This window comes from Streptomyces sp. HUAS MS02 (assembly GCF_055702265.1).
Genome location: NZ_CM146747.1, coordinates 8,580,812 through 8,600,683, shown reverse-complemented (window position 1 = coordinate 8,600,683; position 19,872 = coordinate 8,580,812). Strand labels below are relative to the sequence as shown.

Annotated in this window: 10 protein-coding genes; 4 read left to right on the top strand and 6 right to left on the bottom strand. The window is 69.2% G+C overall.

Features of this window, described 5'->3' with window-relative positions; translation table 11 throughout:
* Entirely contained in the window at positions 1-972 is a 972-nt protein-coding gene (locus tag ACZ9QC_RS37120) for an ABC transporter permease (protein WP_472917097.1), read from the bottom strand.
* Positions 969-2,486 carry a sugar ABC transporter ATP-binding protein gene (locus ACZ9QC_RS37115; protein ID WP_472917096.1) on the bottom strand — a complete coding sequence of 506 codons (1,518 nt, stop codon included), beginning with the start codon at positions 2,484-2,486 and terminating at the stop codon, positions 969-971. Before ACZ9QC_RS37115 ends, ACZ9QC_RS37120 begins: the two co-directional genes overlap by 4 nt.
* A gap of 593 nt (positions 2,487-3,079) precedes the next feature.
* Here ACZ9QC_RS37115 and ACZ9QC_RS37110 point away from each other — a divergent pair.
* From ACZ9QC_RS37110 to ACZ9QC_RS37100, 3 genes are all read left to right on the top strand, one after another.
* Positions 3,080-6,634, top strand: a complete 3,555-nt coding sequence (locus ACZ9QC_RS37110) for a ThuA domain-containing protein (protein ID WP_472917095.1) — start codon at positions 3,080-3,082, stop codon at positions 6,632-6,634.
* A gap of 69 nt (positions 6,635-6,703) precedes the next feature.
* The gene (locus ACZ9QC_RS37105; RefSeq protein WP_472917094.1) at positions 6,704-8,179 is read left to right on the top strand and encodes an arabinofuranosidase catalytic domain-containing protein; all 1,476 of its coding nucleotides are present in this window, start codon (positions 6,704-6,706) and stop codon (positions 8,177-8,179) included.
* A gap of 31 nt (positions 8,180-8,210) precedes the next feature.
* Complete coding sequence (locus ACZ9QC_RS37100; RefSeq protein WP_472917093.1) at positions 8,211-9,542, top strand: ricin-type beta-trefoil lectin domain protein; 1,332 nt, start codon at positions 8,211-8,213, stop codon at positions 9,540-9,542.
* 58 nt (positions 9,543-9,600) lie between these two features.
* On the opposite strand, the gene ACZ9QC_RS37095 is transcribed toward ACZ9QC_RS37100, so the two are convergent.
* From ACZ9QC_RS37095 to ACZ9QC_RS37080, 4 genes are all read right to left on the bottom strand, one after another.
* Complete coding sequence (locus ACZ9QC_RS37095) at positions 9,601-11,313, bottom strand: lectin (protein WP_472917092.1); 1,713 nt, start codon at positions 11,311-11,313, stop codon at positions 9,601-9,603.
* Between the two features lie 29 nt (positions 11,314-11,342).
* Positions 11,343-14,177: a carbohydrate-binding protein gene (locus ACZ9QC_RS37090; protein WP_472917091.1), complete on the bottom strand. Its 2,835-nt coding sequence runs from the start codon at positions 14,175-14,177 to the stop codon at positions 11,343-11,345.
* A 343-nt stretch (positions 14,178-14,520) separates the two neighbouring features.
* Complete coding sequence (locus tag ACZ9QC_RS37085) at positions 14,521-15,930, bottom strand: RICIN domain-containing protein (RefSeq protein ID WP_472917090.1); 1,410 nt, start codon at positions 15,928-15,930, stop codon at positions 14,521-14,523.
* A 31-nt stretch (positions 15,931-15,961) separates the two neighbouring features.
* Entirely contained in the window at positions 15,962-17,392 is a 1,431-nt protein-coding gene (locus ACZ9QC_RS37080; RefSeq protein ID WP_472917089.1) for an endo-1,4-beta-xylanase, read from the bottom strand.
* An 825-nt stretch (positions 17,393-18,217) separates the two neighbouring features.
* On the opposite strand from ACZ9QC_RS37080, the gene ACZ9QC_RS37075 reads away from it, so the two are divergent.
* Positions 18,218-19,696, top strand: coding sequence for a non-reducing end alpha-L-arabinofuranosidase family hydrolase (locus ACZ9QC_RS37075; RefSeq protein WP_472917088.1), 1,479 nt, complete (start codon positions 18,218-18,220; stop codon positions 19,694-19,696).
* Positions 19,697-19,872 lie beyond the last annotated feature (176 nt).

The window sequence follows — 19,872 nt, the reverse complement described above, 5'->3', positions numbered from 1 at the left end:
CTAGGACGCCTTTCGCATCGCCCGGCGGGCGTAGACGGCGACCGCCGCGATGATGATCACGCCACGGACCACTTGCTTGAAGAACACGTCGACCTCGAGCTGGTTGAAGATGGCGTCGATGCTCGCGAGCAGCAGCACGCCGCCCACCGTGCCGACGACGCCGCCGCGCCCGCCGGCCAGGGCGGTGCCGCCGAGCACCACCGCGGCGATCGACTCCAGGTCGTACAGTCCCTCGGTGCCCACCCTCGGTGCGCCGGCGCCGAGCCGAGCGGCGAGGTAGATCCCGGCGAGGCCGGCGCAGAGGGCACACAGCACATGGGCGGTGACGAGGACCCGGCCGCCCCGCACGCCGGAGAGCCGGGCGACCTCCGGGTCACCGCCCACGGCGATCAGGTGGTGGCCGAAGCGGGTGCGCGTCAGCACGAACCAGGCCGCGGCGGCGACGGCGAGCAGCAGCAGGAAAGACAGCGGCACCGGGCCGACGCGCTGGTATCCCAGGCCCTGCACCAGGGCGGGTGCGGTCTTGCCGGCCGGGCCGTCGTATCCGTAGTCGAGGTATCCCTTCAGCAGCAGTCCGACGCCGACGGTCGCGATGAAGGGGTTGATCCGCGCCGTGGTGACGAGCAGGCCGTTGACGAGGCCGATCGTGGCGCTGACGGCGAGCGTCAGGCCGATCGCCGGCAGCAGCGCACCGTCGTCACCGGCCATGGTCTCGGCGGCGACGAGGGTGCTCAGGCTGACCACGTACGCCACGGACAGGTCCAGCGAGCCCCCGACGACGACCAGCGTCTGGCCGACCGCGACGAGGCCCAGACCGGCGGCGACGTGCAGCAGGCTCACCGTCGTCGGCAGGCTGAACAGCCGACCGCCGTCGGCCGTGACGACGATCCAGCCGATCGCCAGGGTGAGGACCAGGGCGACGAACACCCCGGGCGGGGTCCACCGGGCCGGCAGGGACAGCGCGCCGCTCATCCCGCCGCCTTCCGCGCGGTGCCGACCGCCAGGGCGACGACATCCTCCTCCGTCGCGCCGGCGGACAGCTCGCCTGCGATCCGGCCGTCGCGCATGACGATGATCCGGTCGCTCATGCCGAGCAGTTCGGGCAGCTCGGACGAGACCATCAGCACGGCGGCACCGTCGCGGGCCAGCCGACGGACGAGATCGTGGATCGCCGACTTGGCGCCCACGTCGATGCCCCGGGTCGGCTCGTCGAAGAGCAGGATCCTCGGGGCGAGCGCGAGCCACCTGGCCAACACGACCTTCTGCTGGTTGCCCCCGGACAGGAAACGGATCTCCTGGTCCTCCCCTGCGGCACGCAGCTCGACGGCCGCGAGCAGCTCCCGGACCCGCGCGGTCCGGGCACCGCGGCCGCCCCGGCCCGGGTGGGCGGTACGGACGGCGCGGCCGGCCAACAGCGCGTTGTCGAGCACCGACTGCTCGGCGACGATCCCCTCGCCCTTGCGGTCCTCGGAGACGTAGGCGATGCCGGCCCGTATCGCGGCGCGGGGCGAGCGCAGCCGGACCGGCGCTCCGTCGACGGTCACCCGGCCGGTCTCGAACGGGGCGGCGCCGAACAGTGCGCGGGCGAGCGCCGACCGGCCGGAGCCCTGCAGGCCGCCGACGCCGAGCACCTCGCCGGCGCGCAGCCGCAGGTCGACACCGCGCAGCTTCCGGTTGCCTCCGCCCCGGACGGTCAGCCGCACCGGGCCCGGCTCCCGCGGCTTCGCCGGGTCGGGGTAGTAGCTCGACAGCTCGCGGCCGACCATGTGGCGCACCAGCTGATCGGGGCTGGAGTCCGCGGTGTCCAAGGTGGCCACCGCCCGGCCGTCCTTGAGTACGGTGATCCGGTTGGACAGGTCGAAGACCTCCTTGAGGCGGTGCGAGACGTACAGCACGCCCATCCCGTGTTCCTGCAGCCGCCGTACGAGCGCGTACAGCTGGTCGACCTCGTGGTCGGCGAGAGCCGCGGTGGGCTCGTCCATGATGAGCAGCCGCGCGTCGAGGGCGAGCGCCTTGACGATCTCGACCACCTGTTGCTGCGCCACACCGAGTCGTCCCACGCGCGTGTCGGGCGACAACGAGTCCTCCCCGATCGAGGCGAGGAGCCCCGCGGTGTGGCCGAGCATCGCCCTGCGGTCGACGAGCCCGCGGCGCAGGGGCTCACGGCCCAGCCAGACGTTCTCCGCGACGGTGCGCTCGGGCAGCAGGGTCAGCTCCTGGTACACGATGCTGATGCCGGCCTGTTGGGCCTCACGCGGGCTGCGGAACGTCCGCGGTGCGCCGGCGAACTCGACCGTTCCCTCGTCGGGTTGGTGGACGCCGGACACCACCTTCATGAGCGTGGACTTGCCGGCGCCGTTCTCGCCGACGACCGCGTGCACCTCGCCCGGCCGGACCTGGAGGTCGACGCCGTCGAGCACCCGCACGCCGAGGAACGACTTGCCGATGCCTCGCAGAGCGAGCAGCGGCGACGGCAGGCCAGACATCGTGGTGGACCCTCAACATTCGCGTAGTCGGCAGGAATGAGTCACCGATAGCTGAATCGTCCGGGTACGGCCGGGCATGGAATGACAGCTCTCGCCCGCGAGCTGTCGTCGAATTGTTTCGAACTTTCGCCGGACGCAATGGCGACATCGCGGCACCGAGGGTAAATGCCTCGATGAGCGCCTGGCAATACCATGGGAGCCAACTGCCTCGTGTGGACCGGCGATCGGTGGAGAGCGATTGATACGCCAAAATCTGTTATCGAATCGCCCCGCCGCCAGTCGCGCACCGGACCATGAAGACTGCGAACCACGAAGAATGATGCGCGAAATGTGTTATGGAATCAGCCGCAGCCGATTCTCATTGACTATTGCGAAACCCCGCTGCATGCTGACCGGCAGACCACGGGAGACGGTCGCATCTGGTGTGACTCCCCCTGCTTCCGTAGGGACTTGACTGCCCGTCACGGCGGACGGGACGACGAACTGACGGCACACGCGCGCCTCCGACGCGCTTCTGCACTCTGGCGCATCGGAGGTGCGGCCGGCGCGTGCCCGTGGTCATGCCATCGTTGCTCCGCCGAATAGGAGACGGCATGCGTCGCATCACATTAATCTTCGGGGCGATCGCGAGCGTGCTCCTGTCGCTCGTCGTCGCCCAACCGGCGTCAGCGGCGCCGGCCTTCCGCGCCCTGGTCTTCACGAAGACGGCCGGTTACCGGCACGATTCCATCCCGGCCGGCCTCACGATGTTCCGGGAGCAGGCCGCGGCCAACAACTTCGAGTTGGTCCACAGCGAGGACTCGAGCGTTTTCACCCCGGCGAATCTCGCCACCTTCGACGTGCTCATCATGTTCCAGACCTCGGGAATGGTGTGGACCACGGCAGCCCAACGGCAGGCGGTGGAGGGCTACCTCGCCGGCGGCAAGGGCATCGTCGCGATTCACAACGCCACGGACATGGGCATCGAGAACGAGTACCCGTGGTGGGACCAGACCATCAACGGCGGTGCGCACATGCCGGAGCACTCCCCCGGCGTGCTGTCCGGCACCGCCGTCGTCGCGGACAAGAAGCACCCGTCGACGGCCGGCCTGCCGGACCGCTGGAACCGCAGCGAGGAGTGGTACAACTTCGACCGCAACCCCCGCGGCGACGTCCACGTCCTGGTGACCGCGGACGAGCGCACGTACAACCCGGGCCCCCGCGCCATGGGGCCGGACCACCCCATCTCCTGGTGCCGCAACACCGGCGGCGGCCGCGTGTGGGCCACCGGCATGGGGCACACCAGCGCGGCCTACAGCGAGACCCATTTCCGCAACCACGTCCTCGGGGGCGTCAAGTGGGCCGCCGGCAACGAGTCCGGCGACTGCGGCGGCACCGTGTGGAGCAACTTCGAGAAGCGCACCCTCGACGACAACACCGCGGACCCGATGGCCCTCGCGGTCGCCCCGGACGGGCGGGTGCTGTACGTCCAGCGGGGCGGGCAGCTGAAGATCTTCAAACCGACCACCAACAGGACGGTGACAGCCGCCACGCTCAGCGTCTACACCGGTGGCGAGGACGGCCTCACCGGGCTGGCGCTCGACCCCGACTTCGCCGACAACGGCTATGTGTACCTGTATCACTCGCCGGCCGGAGTCCCGAACGACATCAACCGGGTCTCCCGGTTCACGCTCACCGGCGACACCCTGAACATGTCGAGCCAGGTGACGATCATCGACATCCCGGCGACCCGTGACCGCACGTTCGCCGAGCCCGGACACACGGGCGGGTACATCGAGTTCGGCCCCGACAAGAACCTCTACATCGGCACCGGGGACGACGTCCCACCGAACCTCGACCCCGCCTGGCAGGGCTACGCCCCGCTGGACTGGCGGCAGGGCAAGGCCAACCTCGACGCCGCCCGCACCGCCGGCAACACCAACGACCTGCGGGGCAAGCTCCTGCGCATCCGGCCGTCGGCCGACGGCGGCTACACCGTCCCGGCCGGCAACCTCTACCCGCAGGGCACGGCGCAGACCCGGCCGGAGATCTACGCGATGGGCTTCCGCAACCCGTTCCGCTTCTCGATCGACCCGGAGAACGGGTGGGTGTACCTCGCCGACTACGGCCCGGACCGGAACCCGCCCACGACCAACCGCGGCCCCGAAGGGCTCGTCGAGCTCAATGTCATCAAGTCCCCGGGCAACTACGGCTGGCCGTTCTGCCATGGCGACAACCAGGCCTACGCGCCGTACAACCCGAGCACCGGCGTCGTCGGCGCCAAGTTCAACTGCAACGCGCCGGTCAACAACTCGCCGAACAACACCGGCCTGACCAGCCTCAAGCCGATCGTCGCGCCGAACATGTGGTACGGCTACGGCGTCTCACCGAACTTCCCCGAACTCGGCTCCGGCGGCTCGGGGCCGATGGGCGGTCCGGTCTACCGCTACGACGCCGCGAACCCGTCCGAGACGAAGTTCCCGCCCTACTACGACGGGGTCCACTTCTTCTACGAGTGGTCGCGCCACACCGTCAAGGAGGTCCACTTCGACTCCGCGACCGCGGTCACCCGGACCAACCCCTTCCTGCCCGCCGCCAAGTTCCTCAAGCCGATGGACATGGAGTTCGGGCCCGACGGCTCGCTGTACCTGCTCGAATGGGGCAACAACTTCTCGGGTGGCAACAACGACTCCGGGCTCTACCGCATCGACTACAACCACGGCGGACGGTCGCCGATCGCCAAGGCCACCGGAACGCCCACCAACGGGGACGCGCCACTGAACGTGCAGTTCAGCAGCGCGGGGTCCACGGACCCGGATCCGGGTAACACGCTCAGCCACCACTGGACGTTCGGCGACGGCACCACGTCCACGGCGGCCAACCCGTCACACACCTACACCGCCAACGGCAATTACACCGCCCAGCTCAAGGTCACCGACAACACCGGCAGGACGGCCTTCGCCAACGTGCCGATCACCGTGGGCAACACCGCACCGACCGTCACCCTCACCCTTCCGTCCAACGGCGGCATGCTGGACTTCGGCGACCGCGTCCCTTACAGGGTGTCCGTCTCGGACCCCGGTGGCGGGCCCGTCGACTGCGCCAAGGTGTTCGTCAACCCCGCCCTCGGCCACGACGACCACCAGCACGAGACCACGGACCATCCGGGGTGCTCGGGCACCATCGACACGACGCTGCTGGGCGGACACCCCGACGGCGCCAACCTGTACTACGTCCTCAACGCCCGCTACACCGACGACGGCGGCCCCGGCGGTGCGAGCCCGCTCACCGGCTACGCCCAAGTGATCCTCCAGCCCAAGCACAAGCAGGCCGAGTTCTACACGGACCAGTCGGGTGTGCAGGTCGTCGAGCAGGCCGGCGCGGAGAGTGGCAAGCGGGTCGGCGACATCTCCGACGGCGACTGGGTCGCGTTCAAGCCGATGAGCCTGTCGGGCATCACGAGCGTGAAGTACCGCCTGTCGTCGCCGAGCGGCGGCGGATCGATCGAACTGCGCGCCGACTCCCCGACCGGCACGCTCCTGGCGACGACACCGGTGCCCAGCACCGGCGGCTGGAACACCTACCAGTCCACGTCGGCGGTGAACACAGCCGATCTCTCCGGCTCGCACCCGCTCTACCTGGTGTTCAAGGGCACCTCGAACAACTGGTTCGACCTCGACTCGGTCACGTTCGGCGGCAACGGGGTCGGCGAACCGGGCCCCGGCGGCGGCGGTGGCGTCGCCGGTCGGACCTGGACGGTCGCGGCGCAGCACAGCGGCAAGTTCATGGACGTCAGCAGCGCCTCGACCGCTGACGGCGCCCAGGTCGTCCAGTGGCCGTCCACCGGCGGCAACAACCAGAAGTGGCAGGCCGTCGACGCCGGTGGAGGCGCCGTTCACCTGAAGGCGGCGCACAGCGACAAGTGCCTCGCCGTCACGGGCGGGTCCACCGCCCAGGGAGCGTTCCTCCAGCAGTCCACCTGCGACAACGGCAATGCGCAGAAGTTCCTCGTCACCCCGTCGACCACGGCGGGCGTGTACACGATCAAGAGCGTCCCGAGTGGACTGTGCGTCGACGTCAACGGCGGCTCGACGGCCGACGGCGCACGGCTCCTGCAGTGGGCCTGTCACAGCGGCACCAACCAGCAGTGGCGGTTCACCGCCGTATAGCCCGTCCGGTGGATGCCCGGCGCGGTCGCGTGCCGGGCATCCCTTCCTACGACCAGGTGAGGAACCGCCATGGTGTTTCGCATACCTCGGCCCCGCTGGTACGGACGTCTGTCCGCGCTGGGCACCGCCCTGCTGCTGGTAGCCGTCGGCGCCACCGCGGTGGCGGCGCCGATCGAGCCCGGGCAGAGCGCCACCATCGTGGGTGCGCAGTCCGGCCGCTGTCTGACCGTCCCCGGCACCGCCAACGGCACCCCGACCCAACTCCAGGACTGCACCGACGCGGCCGGCCAGACCTGGACCCACACCACCGGCAAACAACTGACCGTCCCCGGCAACAAGTGCCTCGACGCCAGCGGACGCGGCACCACCAACGGCACCCCGGTCATCGTCTGGGACTGCAACGGACAGAACAACCAGCAGTGGAACGTCAACCCCAACGGCACCATCACCGGCGTCCACTCCGGACTCTGCCTCGACGCCAACGCCGCAGGCACCGCCAACGGCACCAGGATCATCCTCTGGTCCTGCAACGGCGGCACCAACCAGCAGTGGGACTCGCCGACCCCGCCGGTGCCCGGCGGCGCGGGCACGTGCGACATCTACGCCTCGGGCGGCACCCCCTGCATCGCCGCCCACAGCACCGTACGAGCGCTCTACGGCACCTACAACGGCAACCTCTACCAGGTCCGGCGCTCGTCCGACAGCACGACCCGGAACATCGGCGTCCGCAGCTCGGGGGGCTCCGCCGACGCGGCGGCGCAGGACTCGTTCTGCGCGGGGACCACCTGTGTCATCACCGTCGTCTACGACCAGTCCGGTCGCGGGAACGACCTGTGGTACCAGGGATCGAGTGTCGTCCCCGGCTCCAGCCAGAGCCGCCCGGCGACCGCGACGTCGGAGTCGCTGGCGGTCGGCGGCAACAAGGCCTACTCGCTCTACATCAACCCCGGCAACAGCTACTGGCGGGACGGCCACCTGACCGGAGTGCCGACCGGCAGCGCGCCCGAAGGCATGTACATGGTGACCAGCGGCACCCATGTCAACGGCGGCTGCTGCTTCGACTACGGCAACAGTGAGACGACCCGCGCGGCCGACGCGGCCGGGGCGATGGACGCGATCAACTTCAGCACCCAGTGCTGGTTCGGCGGGTGCGCCGGCAACGGCCCATGGGTCCAGGCCGACCTCGAATGGGGCCTCTACTCCGGTGGCAGCCAGACCTGGAACACGAACCAACGGGCCTTCACCAGCAAGTTCGTGACGGCGATGTTGAAGAACAACGGGACGAGCCGTTTCGCGCTCAAGGGTGCCAACGCCCAGACCGGAAGCCTGACCACGCTCTGGGACGGCGCGCTTCCACCCGGCTACAGCCCCATGAAGAAGCAGGGCGCCATCATCCTCGGCAGCGGTGGTGACTGCTGCAAGCCCGGCGGCGGCGCGAACCTCAGCGCCGGCACCTTCTACGAGGGCGCGATGGTGTCCGGATACCCGTCCGACGCGACCGAGAACGCGGTACAGGCCAACATCATCGCCGCCGGCTACCGCTGAGTCGCTGCGTCCCATGAAAAGGAGAAACGTGATGCGACAAGGCAACAATCGTCACCGATGGCGCACATCGATCGCCGTGGCCATCGCCCTGTTGCTCGCCGCGGCCGGCATCAGCGGCATCGGACTGACGTCCGCCGCCGCGGCCGAGGCCCCCTCCGTCGCCCCGAGCGCCGGATGCGGCAAGCCCCCCACGCTGTCGAGTGGTCCGCGCTCGATCCAGAGCAGCGGCAGGACGCGGAACTACATCCTGCGGGTGCCCGCCACCTACGACAACAACCGCCCGTACCGCCTGGTCTTCGGTTTCCACTGGAACGGCGGCACCGCGGGCGACGTCGACTCCGGCGGCACCAGCGGATACTCCTGGTCGTACTACGGCCTGCGGGCACTCTCGAACGACAGCGCGATCTTCGTGGCGCCCCAGGGCCTCGGTAATGGCTGGGCCAACTCGGGCGGCGAGGACCTGACCTTCGTGGACGACATGATCAGGCAGATCGAGGCGGGCCTGTGTGTCGACACCAACCAGCGCTTCGCCGGGGGTTTCAGTTACGGCGGCGGCATGAGTTTCGCCCTCGCGTGCGCCCGGCCGACCGTGTTCCGCGCGGTCGCCGTCTACGCGGGCGGCCAGTTGAGCGGGTGCAACGGCGGCACCCAGCCGGTCGCGTACATCGGACTGCACGGCTTGCGGGACCCGGTGCTCCCGATCGCCACGGGACGTTCGCTGCGTGACAGGTTCGTACGGAACAACGGCTGCACTCCCCAGAACCCGCCGGAGCCGGCACGGGGCAGCCTCACGCACGTCGTCACGACCTATTCAGGGTGCCGCGCCGGCTACCCCGTGGCGTGGGCCGCGTACGACGCGGGTCATACGCCCGGTCCTGTCGACGGATCGGCCGGCGACTACGAACCCGGTGAGAGGTCGTGGACCCGGGCGGTGGTGTGGAACTTCTTCACGCAGCTCGACGGCTCGGATCCCACGCCGAACCCGACCACGTTCCGGCTGCGCAACGAGGGTTCGGGCCGGTGCCTGGACGTCAACGGCGCGAACGCGGCCAACGGCACACCGATGATCGTCTGGGACTGCCACGGCAACGCCAACCAGCAGCTCACCCAGAACGGTCAGGCGCTGCAGGTGCTGGGCAAGTGCCTGAACGTCCCGCCCGACGCCGCCGCCGGCACGCGGGTCCAGATCCAGGACTGCAGCGGTGGCGCCAACCAGCAGTGGGCCCTCAACAGCAACGGCACGGTCCGCAACGCCCAGAGCGGGTTGTGCCTGGACGTCAGCGGCGCGGGCACCGCCAACGGCTCCGCGGTCGTCGTGTGGAGCTGCCACGACGGCGCCAACCAGCGCTGGGCGCGAGCCTAGACACACGAGAGGGCCACCTCCCCCGGGGGAGGTGGCCCTCTTGGCGTGCCGCGTCAGCTCAGGGCAGGGTCCATTTCTGGTTGGCTCCGCCATGGCAGGACCACAGGTGGACGAGGGTGCCGTCCGCGGAGCCGGCGCCCGACACATCCAGACACTTGCCCGACCGCGGGTTGCGCAGCGACCCGTCCGCGTTGGCCTGCCAGTTCTGGTTGGTACCACCGTTGCAGGACCACAGCACCACTCTCGCGCCGTCCGCCGTACTGCCACCGCTGACGTCCAGACACTTGCCCAACGCCTTGACCGTCGACCCCGGCGCCACCGTCCACTGCTGCCTCGCCGAACCCGTGCACGACGAGATCTGCACCGCCGTACCGTCCGCCGAACCACCGTCACGGACATCCAGACACTTGCCCGCGACCCCCACGATCGGACCCGAGCCGGGGGTGGGTGTCGGGCCGCCGCCCAGCTCCTTGATCCGGACGTTGCGGAACGACACGTCGTCCCCCGTGCCGTGATTCTGGATGCCGACGTGGCCGGCGAGCGAGCGGGCGGGGTCGGTGTTGGTGAAGTCATTGATCTTCACGCCGTTGAGCCAGACCTGGAGCCGCTCACCCTCCACCAGCAACTCGAAGGTGTTCCACTCGCCCGGCGGGTTGAGCGCCGCGTCCCGGGCTGCCGTGTCCGGGCCCTTGACGGCGTAGATGGAGCCGGTCGTGCGGTCGGGCGCGTCGGTGGCGTCGATCTGGACCTCGTAGCCGTTGTCCAGTGCCGACTGCGGGTCGCTCGTCGGCGGGAAGCCCACGACCACACCGGAGTTGTCGTCGCCGGGCATCTTCCAGTCCAGCTTCAGCGAGTAGTTGGTGAACTGCCGAGCGCTGTGCCAGAGCATGCCCATGCCGCCGTAGGAGGTGAGGGTGGCGTCCGAGTTGGTGAAGCCGCCGGGGCCGGCCTGCGACCAGCCGGTGGTCGAGCCGTTGTAGAGGGCCGTGTAGCCGGTCTCGGGCCGGCAGTCGGCCTTGGTCCGGCCTGCCGCGTACCGGATGCCGCCGAGCAGGTGCGCCCGGAACGCCGGCTCCGCGTACGACGCCTGGCTGTGCCCACCGCCGGTGTAGAAGGACCGGCCCCCCGAGTAGGTCTTGCACCAGGTGTGCGGGTGGTCGGCGCCCATCGAGCCGCCCGAGTACGACGACTCGTCCAGCGTGGTGAGCACGCGCGCGGTGGCACGGGGGTTGGTCCGGAAGTTGTACCACTCGTCGGTGCGGGTCCATGTCTGCGGCAGGTGGGCGGTCGCCGCGTGCGCCCGCCCCTCCACCTTGACGTTGGCCTGCTGCACCGCGGGGTGCGAGGCGAAGTAGGCGCCGACCAGATCGCCGTAGAACGGCCAGTTGTACTCCGTGTCCGCGGCCGAGTGGACGCCGACGAAGCCGCCGCCCGCGCCGATGTACGACTGGAACGCCGACTGCTGGGCGTCGTTCAGGACGTCGCCGGTGGTGTTGAGGAAGATCACCGCCTCGTAGCGGCTCAGGTTGGCGGTGGTGAACTGGTTGCCGTCCTCCGTCGCCGTCACGGTGAAATTGTTCGCCGCGCCCAGGTCGCGGATGGCCTGGGTCCCCGCCGGGATCGAGTCGTGCCGGAACCCGGCGGTCTTGGAGAACACGAGGACGTCGTAGGCCGTGTCGGCGGCATGGACGGGGCTGGGCTGCCCGAGGAGGGCCAGGGCGGCGAGTGTCGCGACCGCCCCACCGAGCAGGGATCGGGGTTTTCTGCGCATGTCCGTCGCTCTCTTCTCGGTGACAGGGATCACGGCAGGGTCCATTTCTGGTTGGCTCCGCCGTTGCAGGTCCACAGGTGCACGAGGGTGCCGTCCGCCGAGTTGGCACCGGTCACGTCCAGGCACTTGCCCGACTGCGGGTTGCGCAGTGACCCGTCCGCGTTCGCCTGCCAGTTCTGGTTGGCGCCCCCGTTGCAGGACCACAGCACGACGCTCGTGCCGTCCACCGTGCCGTTGCCACTGACGTCCAGGCACTTGTTCAAGGCCTTGACCGTCGACCCCGGCGACACCGTCCACCGCTGCCCCGCCGAACCCGTGCACGACGAGATCTGCACCGCGGTCCCGTCCGCCGAACTGCCGTTCCGCACGTCCAGACACTTGCCCGCGAGCCCGGTGATCGGACCCGCGCCGGGGGCCGGGCCGTTGCCGGTCTCGATGGTGAACGCGTCGACGTCGTAGAGGAATCCGGAGCCGCCGGCGAAGGTCAGGTAGAGCGTCGTGGTGCCGGCCGGCGGCCCTGAGATCGAGCCGTTGACCGTGGTGAAGGTCGTCCACGAGCCGGTGACCGGGACGGTGGCGGAGCCGAGGACGGTGCCGGTGGGCGAGCCTGCCCGGACCTGAAGGGTGCCGCCCGCGCCGGCTGACGCCACCCGGGCGCTGAACGACGTGGCGTTGCTCAGCTTGTACGGCTCGAACGCGATCCAGTCGCCGTTCTCGATGTCGCCGACGGACTTGCCGCCCTCGGCGGGCGACTTGTCGTAGGTGGTGACGCCGGACGATGTCTTGTAGTGCTCGGCCTGCCGGTGCTTCGGTTGCAGGGTGTGCTGCGTGTGCGTGGTGAGCCCGTCGTCGTCGGTGTACTCGGCGTCGAAGACCCCGAAGATGTTCGCCGCGTCGTCGTGCTCACCGTCGACCGGGATGGTGATGGTGCCGGAGCAACCGGTCTTCGAGGTGATCGGGTGGCCATGGCTGTCGTGACCGACGATGTACGTCATCTTGACCCTGGCGCAGTCGACCGTGCCGTCCTCCGGATCCGTCACGGTGACACTGAACGGCACGGTGTCGCCGAAGGCGAAGATCTCCCCCGCGGCGGGGCTGTTGATGGTCACGGTCGGCGCGGTGTTGCCGACCGTGATCCGCACGTCGGCGGTGCCGGTGGCACCTTGCGGGTCGCGCACGGTCAGCGTGGCCGTGTATTCGCCGTTCGTGCTGTACGTCTTCGTCGGGTTGGCGGCGGTGGAGCTGGTGCCGTCACCGAAGTTCCAGGCATAGGTCAGTGCCCCGCCCTCGGGGTCGGACGAGCCGGCCGAGGAGAACGTCACGGTCAGCGGTGCCGTGCCGGAGGTCCGGTTGGCGCCGGCCATCGCCGTGGGCGCGCGGTTGCCGCTGCCGACGTAGTCGAAGCGGTACAGGGCGGAGTACTGGTCGCCCTGGTAGAACCCGGAGCCGTAGTCCAGCACGTAGTAGGAGCCGTCCGGTCCGAACGCCGAGTCGATCACCTGCTTGCCGGTCCAGGGGAAGCTGTCGATGGTCCCTGGGGTGCCGTCGGCGTTGAGGTGGATCGGCTTGATCCAGCCGCGGCCGAACTCCGTGGCGAAGAACTGCCCGTCGAACGACTGGGGGAACTTCGTGGGCGCGGTGACGGCGGGGTCGTAGCGGTACACCGGGCCCGCCATCGGCGACTCCGAGCCGCCGCCGAACGCCGGCGGGCTGGCGGCATCGCCGCCGTACCGGATCCAGGCGGGCTTCGCTGCGGGCAGCACGCTCAGGCCGGTGTTGCGGGGCGAGTTGTTCGTCGGACCGCCCGAGCAGTTGTACTTCGCGCCCGCCGAGTTGGCGGCGAAGTCCCACTCGGCGTACGTCTCGGAGTTCGTGTTCGTGCCGGTGCAGTAGGGCCAGCCGTAGTTGCCCGGGCCCGTGACGCGGTTGAACTCGACCTGGCCCTGCGGCCCGCGCGCCGAGGTGGAGCCGGCGTCGGGGCCGTAGTCGCCGACGTAGACGACGCCGGTGGCCTTGTCCACGCTCATCCGGAACGGGTTGCGAAAGCCCATCGCGTAGATCTCCGGCCGCGTCCTGGCCGTGCCGGGCGCGAACAAATTGCCCGCCGGGATCGAGTACGACCCGTTCTGGTTGACCTTGATCCGCAGGATCTTGCCGCGCAGGTCGTTGGTGTTGGCGGCGGAGCGCTGCGCGTCGAAGGCCGGGTTGCGGTTGGTCCGTTCGTCGAGGGGGGAGTATCCGGCGGACTCGAACGGGTTGGTGTCGTCGCCGGTGGACAGGTACAGGTTGCCTGCCGCGTCGAAGTCGATGTCTCCACCGGCGTGGCAGCAGATGCCCCGGTCGGCAGCCACGTCGAGGATGTCCACCTTGCTGGACTGGTTGAGGGTGAAGTCGGCGTTGAGCGTGAACCGGGAGAGCCGGTTGACACCCTGCCACGTCGACCAGTTGCCGCCGGTGGTCGGTGCGTCGCCGCCCGGTGTGGACAGCGGCGGGGCGTAGTAGAGGTAGATGTGCCGGTTGGTGGCGAAGCCCGGGTCGATGCCGATGCCCTGAAGGCCGTCCTCGTCGTGCGCGTACACGGGGATGTTGCCGATCACCGTCGTGGTGCCGGCCGCGTCCGTGCGGCGCAGGGTCCCGTTGCGGGCGGTGTGCAGCACGGACCGGTCGGCGAGTACGGCCAGCGACATCGGCTCGCCGACCTCTGCGACCCCGCGGGCCAGTTGGACCTGTTGGAAGTCGGCGCCGTTGATCGGGTGCGCCGAGGCCGGGGGCGCGCCGGACACGACCCCGACGAGAGCGGCCGCGACCAGGAGCAGAGCCGAGCCGATGGCCGGCCAACGCGCGGCCGCAGCCCTGAGTCTCATGAACATGACAATCGAGTCCCCTTCATGGACAGGTGCATGAACAGGTGGCTGCCAGGCTCGGGACGCGCGCTGTCGCGCCGATACCGCAGCGGGATGTCGCCGCTTCGGCCCGCCGGTTGGGCATCAGCGGGCCACTGTGCCGAGCGGGGGCAACAGCTCGGGAACAGAAGAAGTCGATGGCTACCGCGCTGTCGGGTCACATCGACGGGATGGTCCGCCGACAAGGCTAAGGACCTCAGCCCCATGTGTCCACACTTCGCTCCGGACCGGAGACGGCAGGACGACAGCACGGTCGTGGAGTGGAGCCAGGTCGTCTCCGGCTCCACTCCACGGCGCGGACGGGTCACTGGAACTGTGCGAAGAACCTCCAGATCTCGGCCTTGGTCCAGGTGGTGACGCCGCTTTCGCCGGACGATCCGTCGACCGGGCCGGGGATGTGGCCTCCGTCGAAGGCGGCCCACTGGACGGGGTAGCCGGCACGGCAGCCGGAGTAGGTGGTGGTGATGTGCGTGCGGCTGCCCGGCGCGGGCTCGCGCGGGTTCTGGGCGGTGCAGCCGTTGTTGCTGACGAACTTGTTGCGCAGGGACCGTCCTTGGTCGATGCCGAGGACGTTGTCGCTGATGCCGTGGATCCCGAAGTAGGCGATGGGCTGGGTGCCGCCGCTGCACCCGCTGATCTGGGCGCCGGAGATGACCGCGACAGCCCTGAAGACGTTCGCCCGGCTGCATGCGAGTGCGTAGCTCATGCCGCCGCCCCAGCTGAATCCCGTGGCGAAGCGCTGTGCCGGGTTGACACAGAGGCCGCCCTCGATCCGCCGGATCATGTCGTCGACGAAGGTGATGTCCTCACCGCCGGAATTGGCCCAGCCGTTGCCGAGGCCCTGGGGGGCGACGAGGATCGCCGAGTTGTTCGACTGTTCCTGTTGGCCGTAGTAGGACCAGGCGCTCCCGCTCGTGCCGCCCGAGGAGATCTCGGCGGCCGTGCCGCCCCGCCAGTGGAACGCGAAGATCAGCCGGTAGGGGCGGCTGTTGTCGTAGTTGGCGGGGACCCTGAGGATGAAGCTGCGGCTCTTGCCGCCGCTCTGGATCGTGTGTGTACCGCTCATCAGAGTGGGGGCGCTGCCGCATCCGCCGCCGCCACCGCCACCGCCACCGCCACCGCCACCGCCACCGCCACCGGACGACAGCTTGACCATCTGCCATTGCTGGTTGGCGCCGCCCCAGTCGGTGTACTGGACGACGTTGCCGCCGTCTGCGGTGGAGGCGCCCTGCACCTCGACCGCCTTGCCGCTGTTGCGGCTGATCAGCCGGACATGGCCGGCGTCGGAGTCTGCGAGGCTGAACTGCTGGTTGGTCCCGTTGTGGTCGCTCCACTGCTGGATCGCGGCACCGTCGGCGGTCGAGGCACCGGCCACGTCGAGGACCTTGCCCGAATGCCGGGCCTTGATGCGGTAGAAGCCGCCGCCGGAGTCCACGAACTGCCACTGCTGGTTGGCGGCTGTGTCGTTGCGTGTCCACTGGTTGACCCGCGCGCCGTCGGCGGTGGACGTGCCGGAGACGTCCAGCGCCTTGCCGCTGTTGCGGTTGACCAGGGCGTACCAGGCGTTGGGGTCCACCGTCGCCGCCGCGGCGGGCGGCGGGTCCACTGCGGTGAGCAGGCCGACCGCGAGGGTGGCCGCCACCACGGCGGCGACTCGGGACCACCAACGGTGTTGTCGTGGAGGGGCGCCGGAGGCGGCACCGTGGGTCTTCATCGACTCTCCCTTTCCTCTGCGGAAGGCCCCATCAGCTGCGGGCCCAGCGCTGGTTGCTGCCGTTCGAGCAGGAGTAGAGCTGGATCTGGGTGCCGTTGCCGGTGCCGCCCGAGGCGGCCTCCAGACACAGCCCGGACTGGACGCCGACGATGGTCCCGTCGGAGTTCAGGCGCCACTTCTGGTTGTCGCCGCCCCAGCAGGAGTAGATCTGCACCTTGGTGCCGTTGCCGGTACCGGCGGCGTCCAGGCACTTGTTGCCGTAGACCCGCAGTTCGCCGGAGCTGCTGGGCGCCCACTGCTGGTTGGTGCCGCTGTGGCAGTCCCAGAGCTGGAGCTGGGTGCCGTCGGCGGTGGAGGCGCCGGGCACGTCGAGGCAGCGGCCGGAGCCCACGCCCTTGACCTGACCGGAACCCGGAGCGGGCGTGTTGGAGCCGCCGTTGAGTGCGTTGAGGACGGAGGTGTAGGCGGGCTTCTTGCTGCCGTCGCGGTTGAACAGCAGCGGTGTGTGCTCCGGTCGCCAGGAGTCGGAGTCGCGCACGCCCCAGACGGTGATGCCGAGGCAGCGCGGCACGGCCAGGCAGTCGTTGGTCACGTTGGCGTAGGTCGTGCCCGAGGCGCCCTGGATGTCGAGTTCGGTGATGGCCACGTCGACGCCGAGGGCGGCGAAGTTCTGCAGGGTGGTGCGGAAGTTGCTGTTGTAGGGGCTGCCGTTGTTGAAGTGCGACTGGAAGCCGACGCAGTCGATCGGCACGCCGCGCTGCTTGAAGTCCCTGACCATGGCGTACATGGCCTGGGTCTTGGCCCAGGTCCAGTTCTCGACGTTGTAGTCGTTGTAGCAGAGCTTGGCTGCCGGGTCGGCGGCGCGCGCGGTGCGGAAGGCGACCTCGATCCAGTCGTTGCCGGTGCGCTGAAGGTTGGAGTTGCGCCGGGCCCCCGAATTGCCGTCCTCGAATGCCTCGTTCACGACGTCCCACTGGACGATCTTGCCCTTGTAGTGGCCCATCACGCCGTTGATGTGGTTGATCATCGCCTGGCGCAGGCTGCTGCCCTCGAGCGCCTGCATCCAGCCGGGCTGCTGCGAGTGCCAGGCCAGGGTGTGGCCGCGCACCTGCTTGCCGTTCTGCACCGCCCAGTTGTAGACGCGGTCGCCGGCGGTGAAGTTGAACTGGCCCCGCTGGGGTTCGGTGGCGTCGATCTTCATCTCGTTCTCGGCCGTCACCGAGTTGAACTCACGGTTTGCGATGGTCGTGTACGCCGAGTCGCCCAACCTGCCCGAGGCGATGGCGGTGCCGAAGTAGCGCCCGCTCTGCGCCGCCGCGGCGCCCAGTGTGCTCTCGGCGGCGTGCGCGGTCGACGGCGCGACCAGTGCGGCGGTCGCACCGAGGACGCCGGCGACCAGCGCCAACAGCAGGCCGCGGATCTTCCGTCGGACAACGGGTCTGGGCAGGGCGTACGAACTCATGACTGTGCCTCCAAGGTGAAAATCAGGGAAGGACTGAAGCGCAGGGGAATGCGTCGCCCGCTCCCACGCGGCAGACGGACGGGGCGGGCCCGAGCTTGGGCGGCCCGGAATCACCGGACACCGCGGTCATGGGACCGGGACGATTTCAGGCATGGGGCACTCCATCGCGGCTCAGCCGGGGGACCGCCACGCGGCGTCGCGCACCTTTCCAACTGCGCGAAAGCCGGAATGCGCTGGGCGAACCTCACCGGAACAAGACAGGGTGGCGCAGGTGCTGTGGTGCGCGGATCTGTCGTGCGGCTGCGCGCGGCTCTTCGTACAGCAGCACAGATCGCTCAGAGCCGGTTCGATATTTCGAACTGCGACCGGCTTCTCAGGCAGGGAGACTGCGGGATTGACGATGGATCGTCAATACTCGCCGCGGAAGAAATTTCGGTTCGCCGTCCGAAACTTTCTGGATTCCCGTCGAGCCGAGGGCGAACGCACGCACCGCGTCGGCGGATGACGTGGGGCCCGAGGGCCGAGACGCGTGGACGGGCGCCGCTTGCTCGGCTTTCCTGTCCACGCGGACGCCTTGGACCCGCGAGCCGTACCCGCGGAATCCGAGCGATTTCGGTCGGCGCGGCAGCTGGTCAGCCCAGAGAAGAGGCGCTGTTTGTGGACAGATCGGCGACAGGCCTTGACCAGAAGGCCCCGCATTCCTAGCTTGTGGCGTCGAAGCATCCGGGAATTCTTCGAAACATTCGAGATTGGCCCTGTCCCCCGGCACGTCCGCTCCGTGGTTGACCGGGGCCACCCCACCTCGCCCCCGAAGGAGGCCGTCCGATGTGGTTTCGCCCCCCGTCCCCGGTCCGTCCGAGACGGTTACTCGCCGTCCTCGCACCCTTGCTGCTCATGGCCACCGTCCTCGGTGCCCAGCCCGCCGAAGCGGCGACCGTGGACCCCAACGCCTCCTATGTGCTGGTCAACCGCAACAGCGGCAAGGCCCTGGATCTCTACAACATGGCGACCAACGACGGCGCCCGCATCACCCAGTGGACCAGGAACGATCAGAACCAGCAGCAGTGGCAGTTCGTCGATTCCGGGGGCGGCTACTACCGCATCAAGTCCCGCCACTCGGGCAAGGTGCTGGACGTCCACAACCAGTCCACCGCGAACGGCGGCTCGATCGTCCAGTGGGCCGACCTGAACGGCACCAACCAGCAGTGGCGGCTGGCCGACAGCTCGGACGGCTACGTGAGGCTCGTCTCGCGCCACAGCAACAAGGCGCTCGAAGTACAGGGCGCCTCCACCGCCGACAACGCGAACATCGTCCAGTACGACGACTGGGGCGGCACCAACCAGCAGTGGCAGCTCGTCAAGGTCGGCGCCGGCAACCCCGGCCCGGGTTGCAATCTCCCGTCGACATACCGCTGGACGTCAACAGGCGCGCTGGCGCAGCCCAAGGCCGGGTGGGCCTCACTCAAGGACTTCACCGTCGCCCCCTACAACGGCAAGCAGCTCGTCTATGCGACGACACACGGCGCCGCGGGAACGGGAAGGGCCTGGGGCTCGATGAACTTCACCCCGTTCACCAACTGGTCGGAGATGGCCTCGGCCAGCCAGAACACGATGTCGACTTCCACGGTCGCGCCCACGCTCTTCTACTTCGCGCCGAAGAACATCTGGGTGCTCGCCTACCAGTGGGGCAGGACCGCCTTCTCCTACCGGACGTCGAGCGACCCGACCAACCCCAACGGCTGGTCCGCCGAGCAGCCGCTCTTCTCCGGAAGCATCTCCGACTCCGGAACCGGGCCCATCGACCAGACGCTCATCGCTGACGGGACGAACATGTACCTGTTCTTCGCCGGCGACAACGGCAAGATCTACCGGGCCAGTATGCCGATCGGGAACTTCCCGGGCAGCTTCGGATCCTCCTACACGACGATCATGAGCGACACGACGAACAACCTGTTCGAGGCCCCGCAGGTGTACAAGCTCCAGGGCCAGAACCGCTACCTGATGATCGTCGAGGCGATCGGCTCGCAGGGCCGTTACTTCCGCTCCTTCACGGCCACCAGCCTCAACGGCACCTGGACCCCCCAGGCCGCGACCGAGAGCAATCCCTTCGCCGGCAAGGCCAACAGTGGCGCCACCTGGACCAACGACATCAGCCATGGCGAACTGATCCGCACCAGCGCCGATCAGACCATGACCGTCGATCCCTGCAATCTGCAGTTGCTCTACCAGGGGCGCAACCCCAACTCCGGCGGTGAGTACGGTTTCTGGCCCTACCGTCCGGGTCTGCTGACACTGCAGCGATGACGGCGTGACTCGAGTCCGGCTCCGGTAGGGAGCCGGCGTGGCGGGCTCGGCGGAAGGCCGGGCCCGCCCGGGTCACGCGACCCCGTCAGCGCTCACAAGCCGACGGATCGCGGGGCCGGGCCGCCCCGGCCCGAGGGCCGTCCCACGACTCGGGGGAACAGCGCCTCGGCCGACCG

Coding starts and splice junctions, on each gene's coding strand:
- ACZ9QC_RS37100 (WP_472917093.1), top strand. CDS start 8,211: ATGCGACAAGGCAACAATCGTCACCGATGGCGCACATCGATCGCCGTG.
- ACZ9QC_RS37110 (WP_472917095.1), top strand. CDS start 3,080: ATGCGTCGCATCACATTAATCTTCGGGGCGATCGCGAGCGTGCTCCTG.
- ACZ9QC_RS37095 (WP_472917092.1), bottom strand. CDS start 11,313: ATGCGCAGAAAACCCCGATCCCTGCTCGGTGGGGCGGTCGCGACACTC.
- ACZ9QC_RS37085 (WP_472917090.1), bottom strand. CDS start 15,930: ATGAAGACCCACGGTGCCGCCTCCGGCGCCCCTCCACGACAACACCGT.
- ACZ9QC_RS37115 (WP_472917096.1), bottom strand. CDS start 2,486: ATGTCTGGCCTGCCGTCGCCGCTGCTCGCTCTGCGAGGCATCGGCAAG.
- ACZ9QC_RS37075 (WP_472917088.1), top strand. CDS start 18,218: ATGTGGTTTCGCCCCCCGTCCCCGGTCCGTCCGAGACGGTTACTCGCC.
- ACZ9QC_RS37120 (WP_472917097.1), bottom strand. CDS start 972: ATGAGCGGCGCGCTGTCCCTGCCGGCCCGGTGGACCCCGCCCGGGGTG.
- ACZ9QC_RS37105 (WP_472917094.1), top strand. CDS start 6,704: ATGGTGTTTCGCATACCTCGGCCCCGCTGGTACGGACGTCTGTCCGCG.
- ACZ9QC_RS37090 (WP_472917091.1), bottom strand. CDS start 14,177: ATGAGACTCAGGGCTGCGGCCGCGCGTTGGCCGGCCATCGGCTCGGCT.
- ACZ9QC_RS37080 (WP_472917089.1), bottom strand. CDS start 17,392: ATGAGTTCGTACGCCCTGCCCAGACCCGTTGTCCGACGGAAGATCCGC.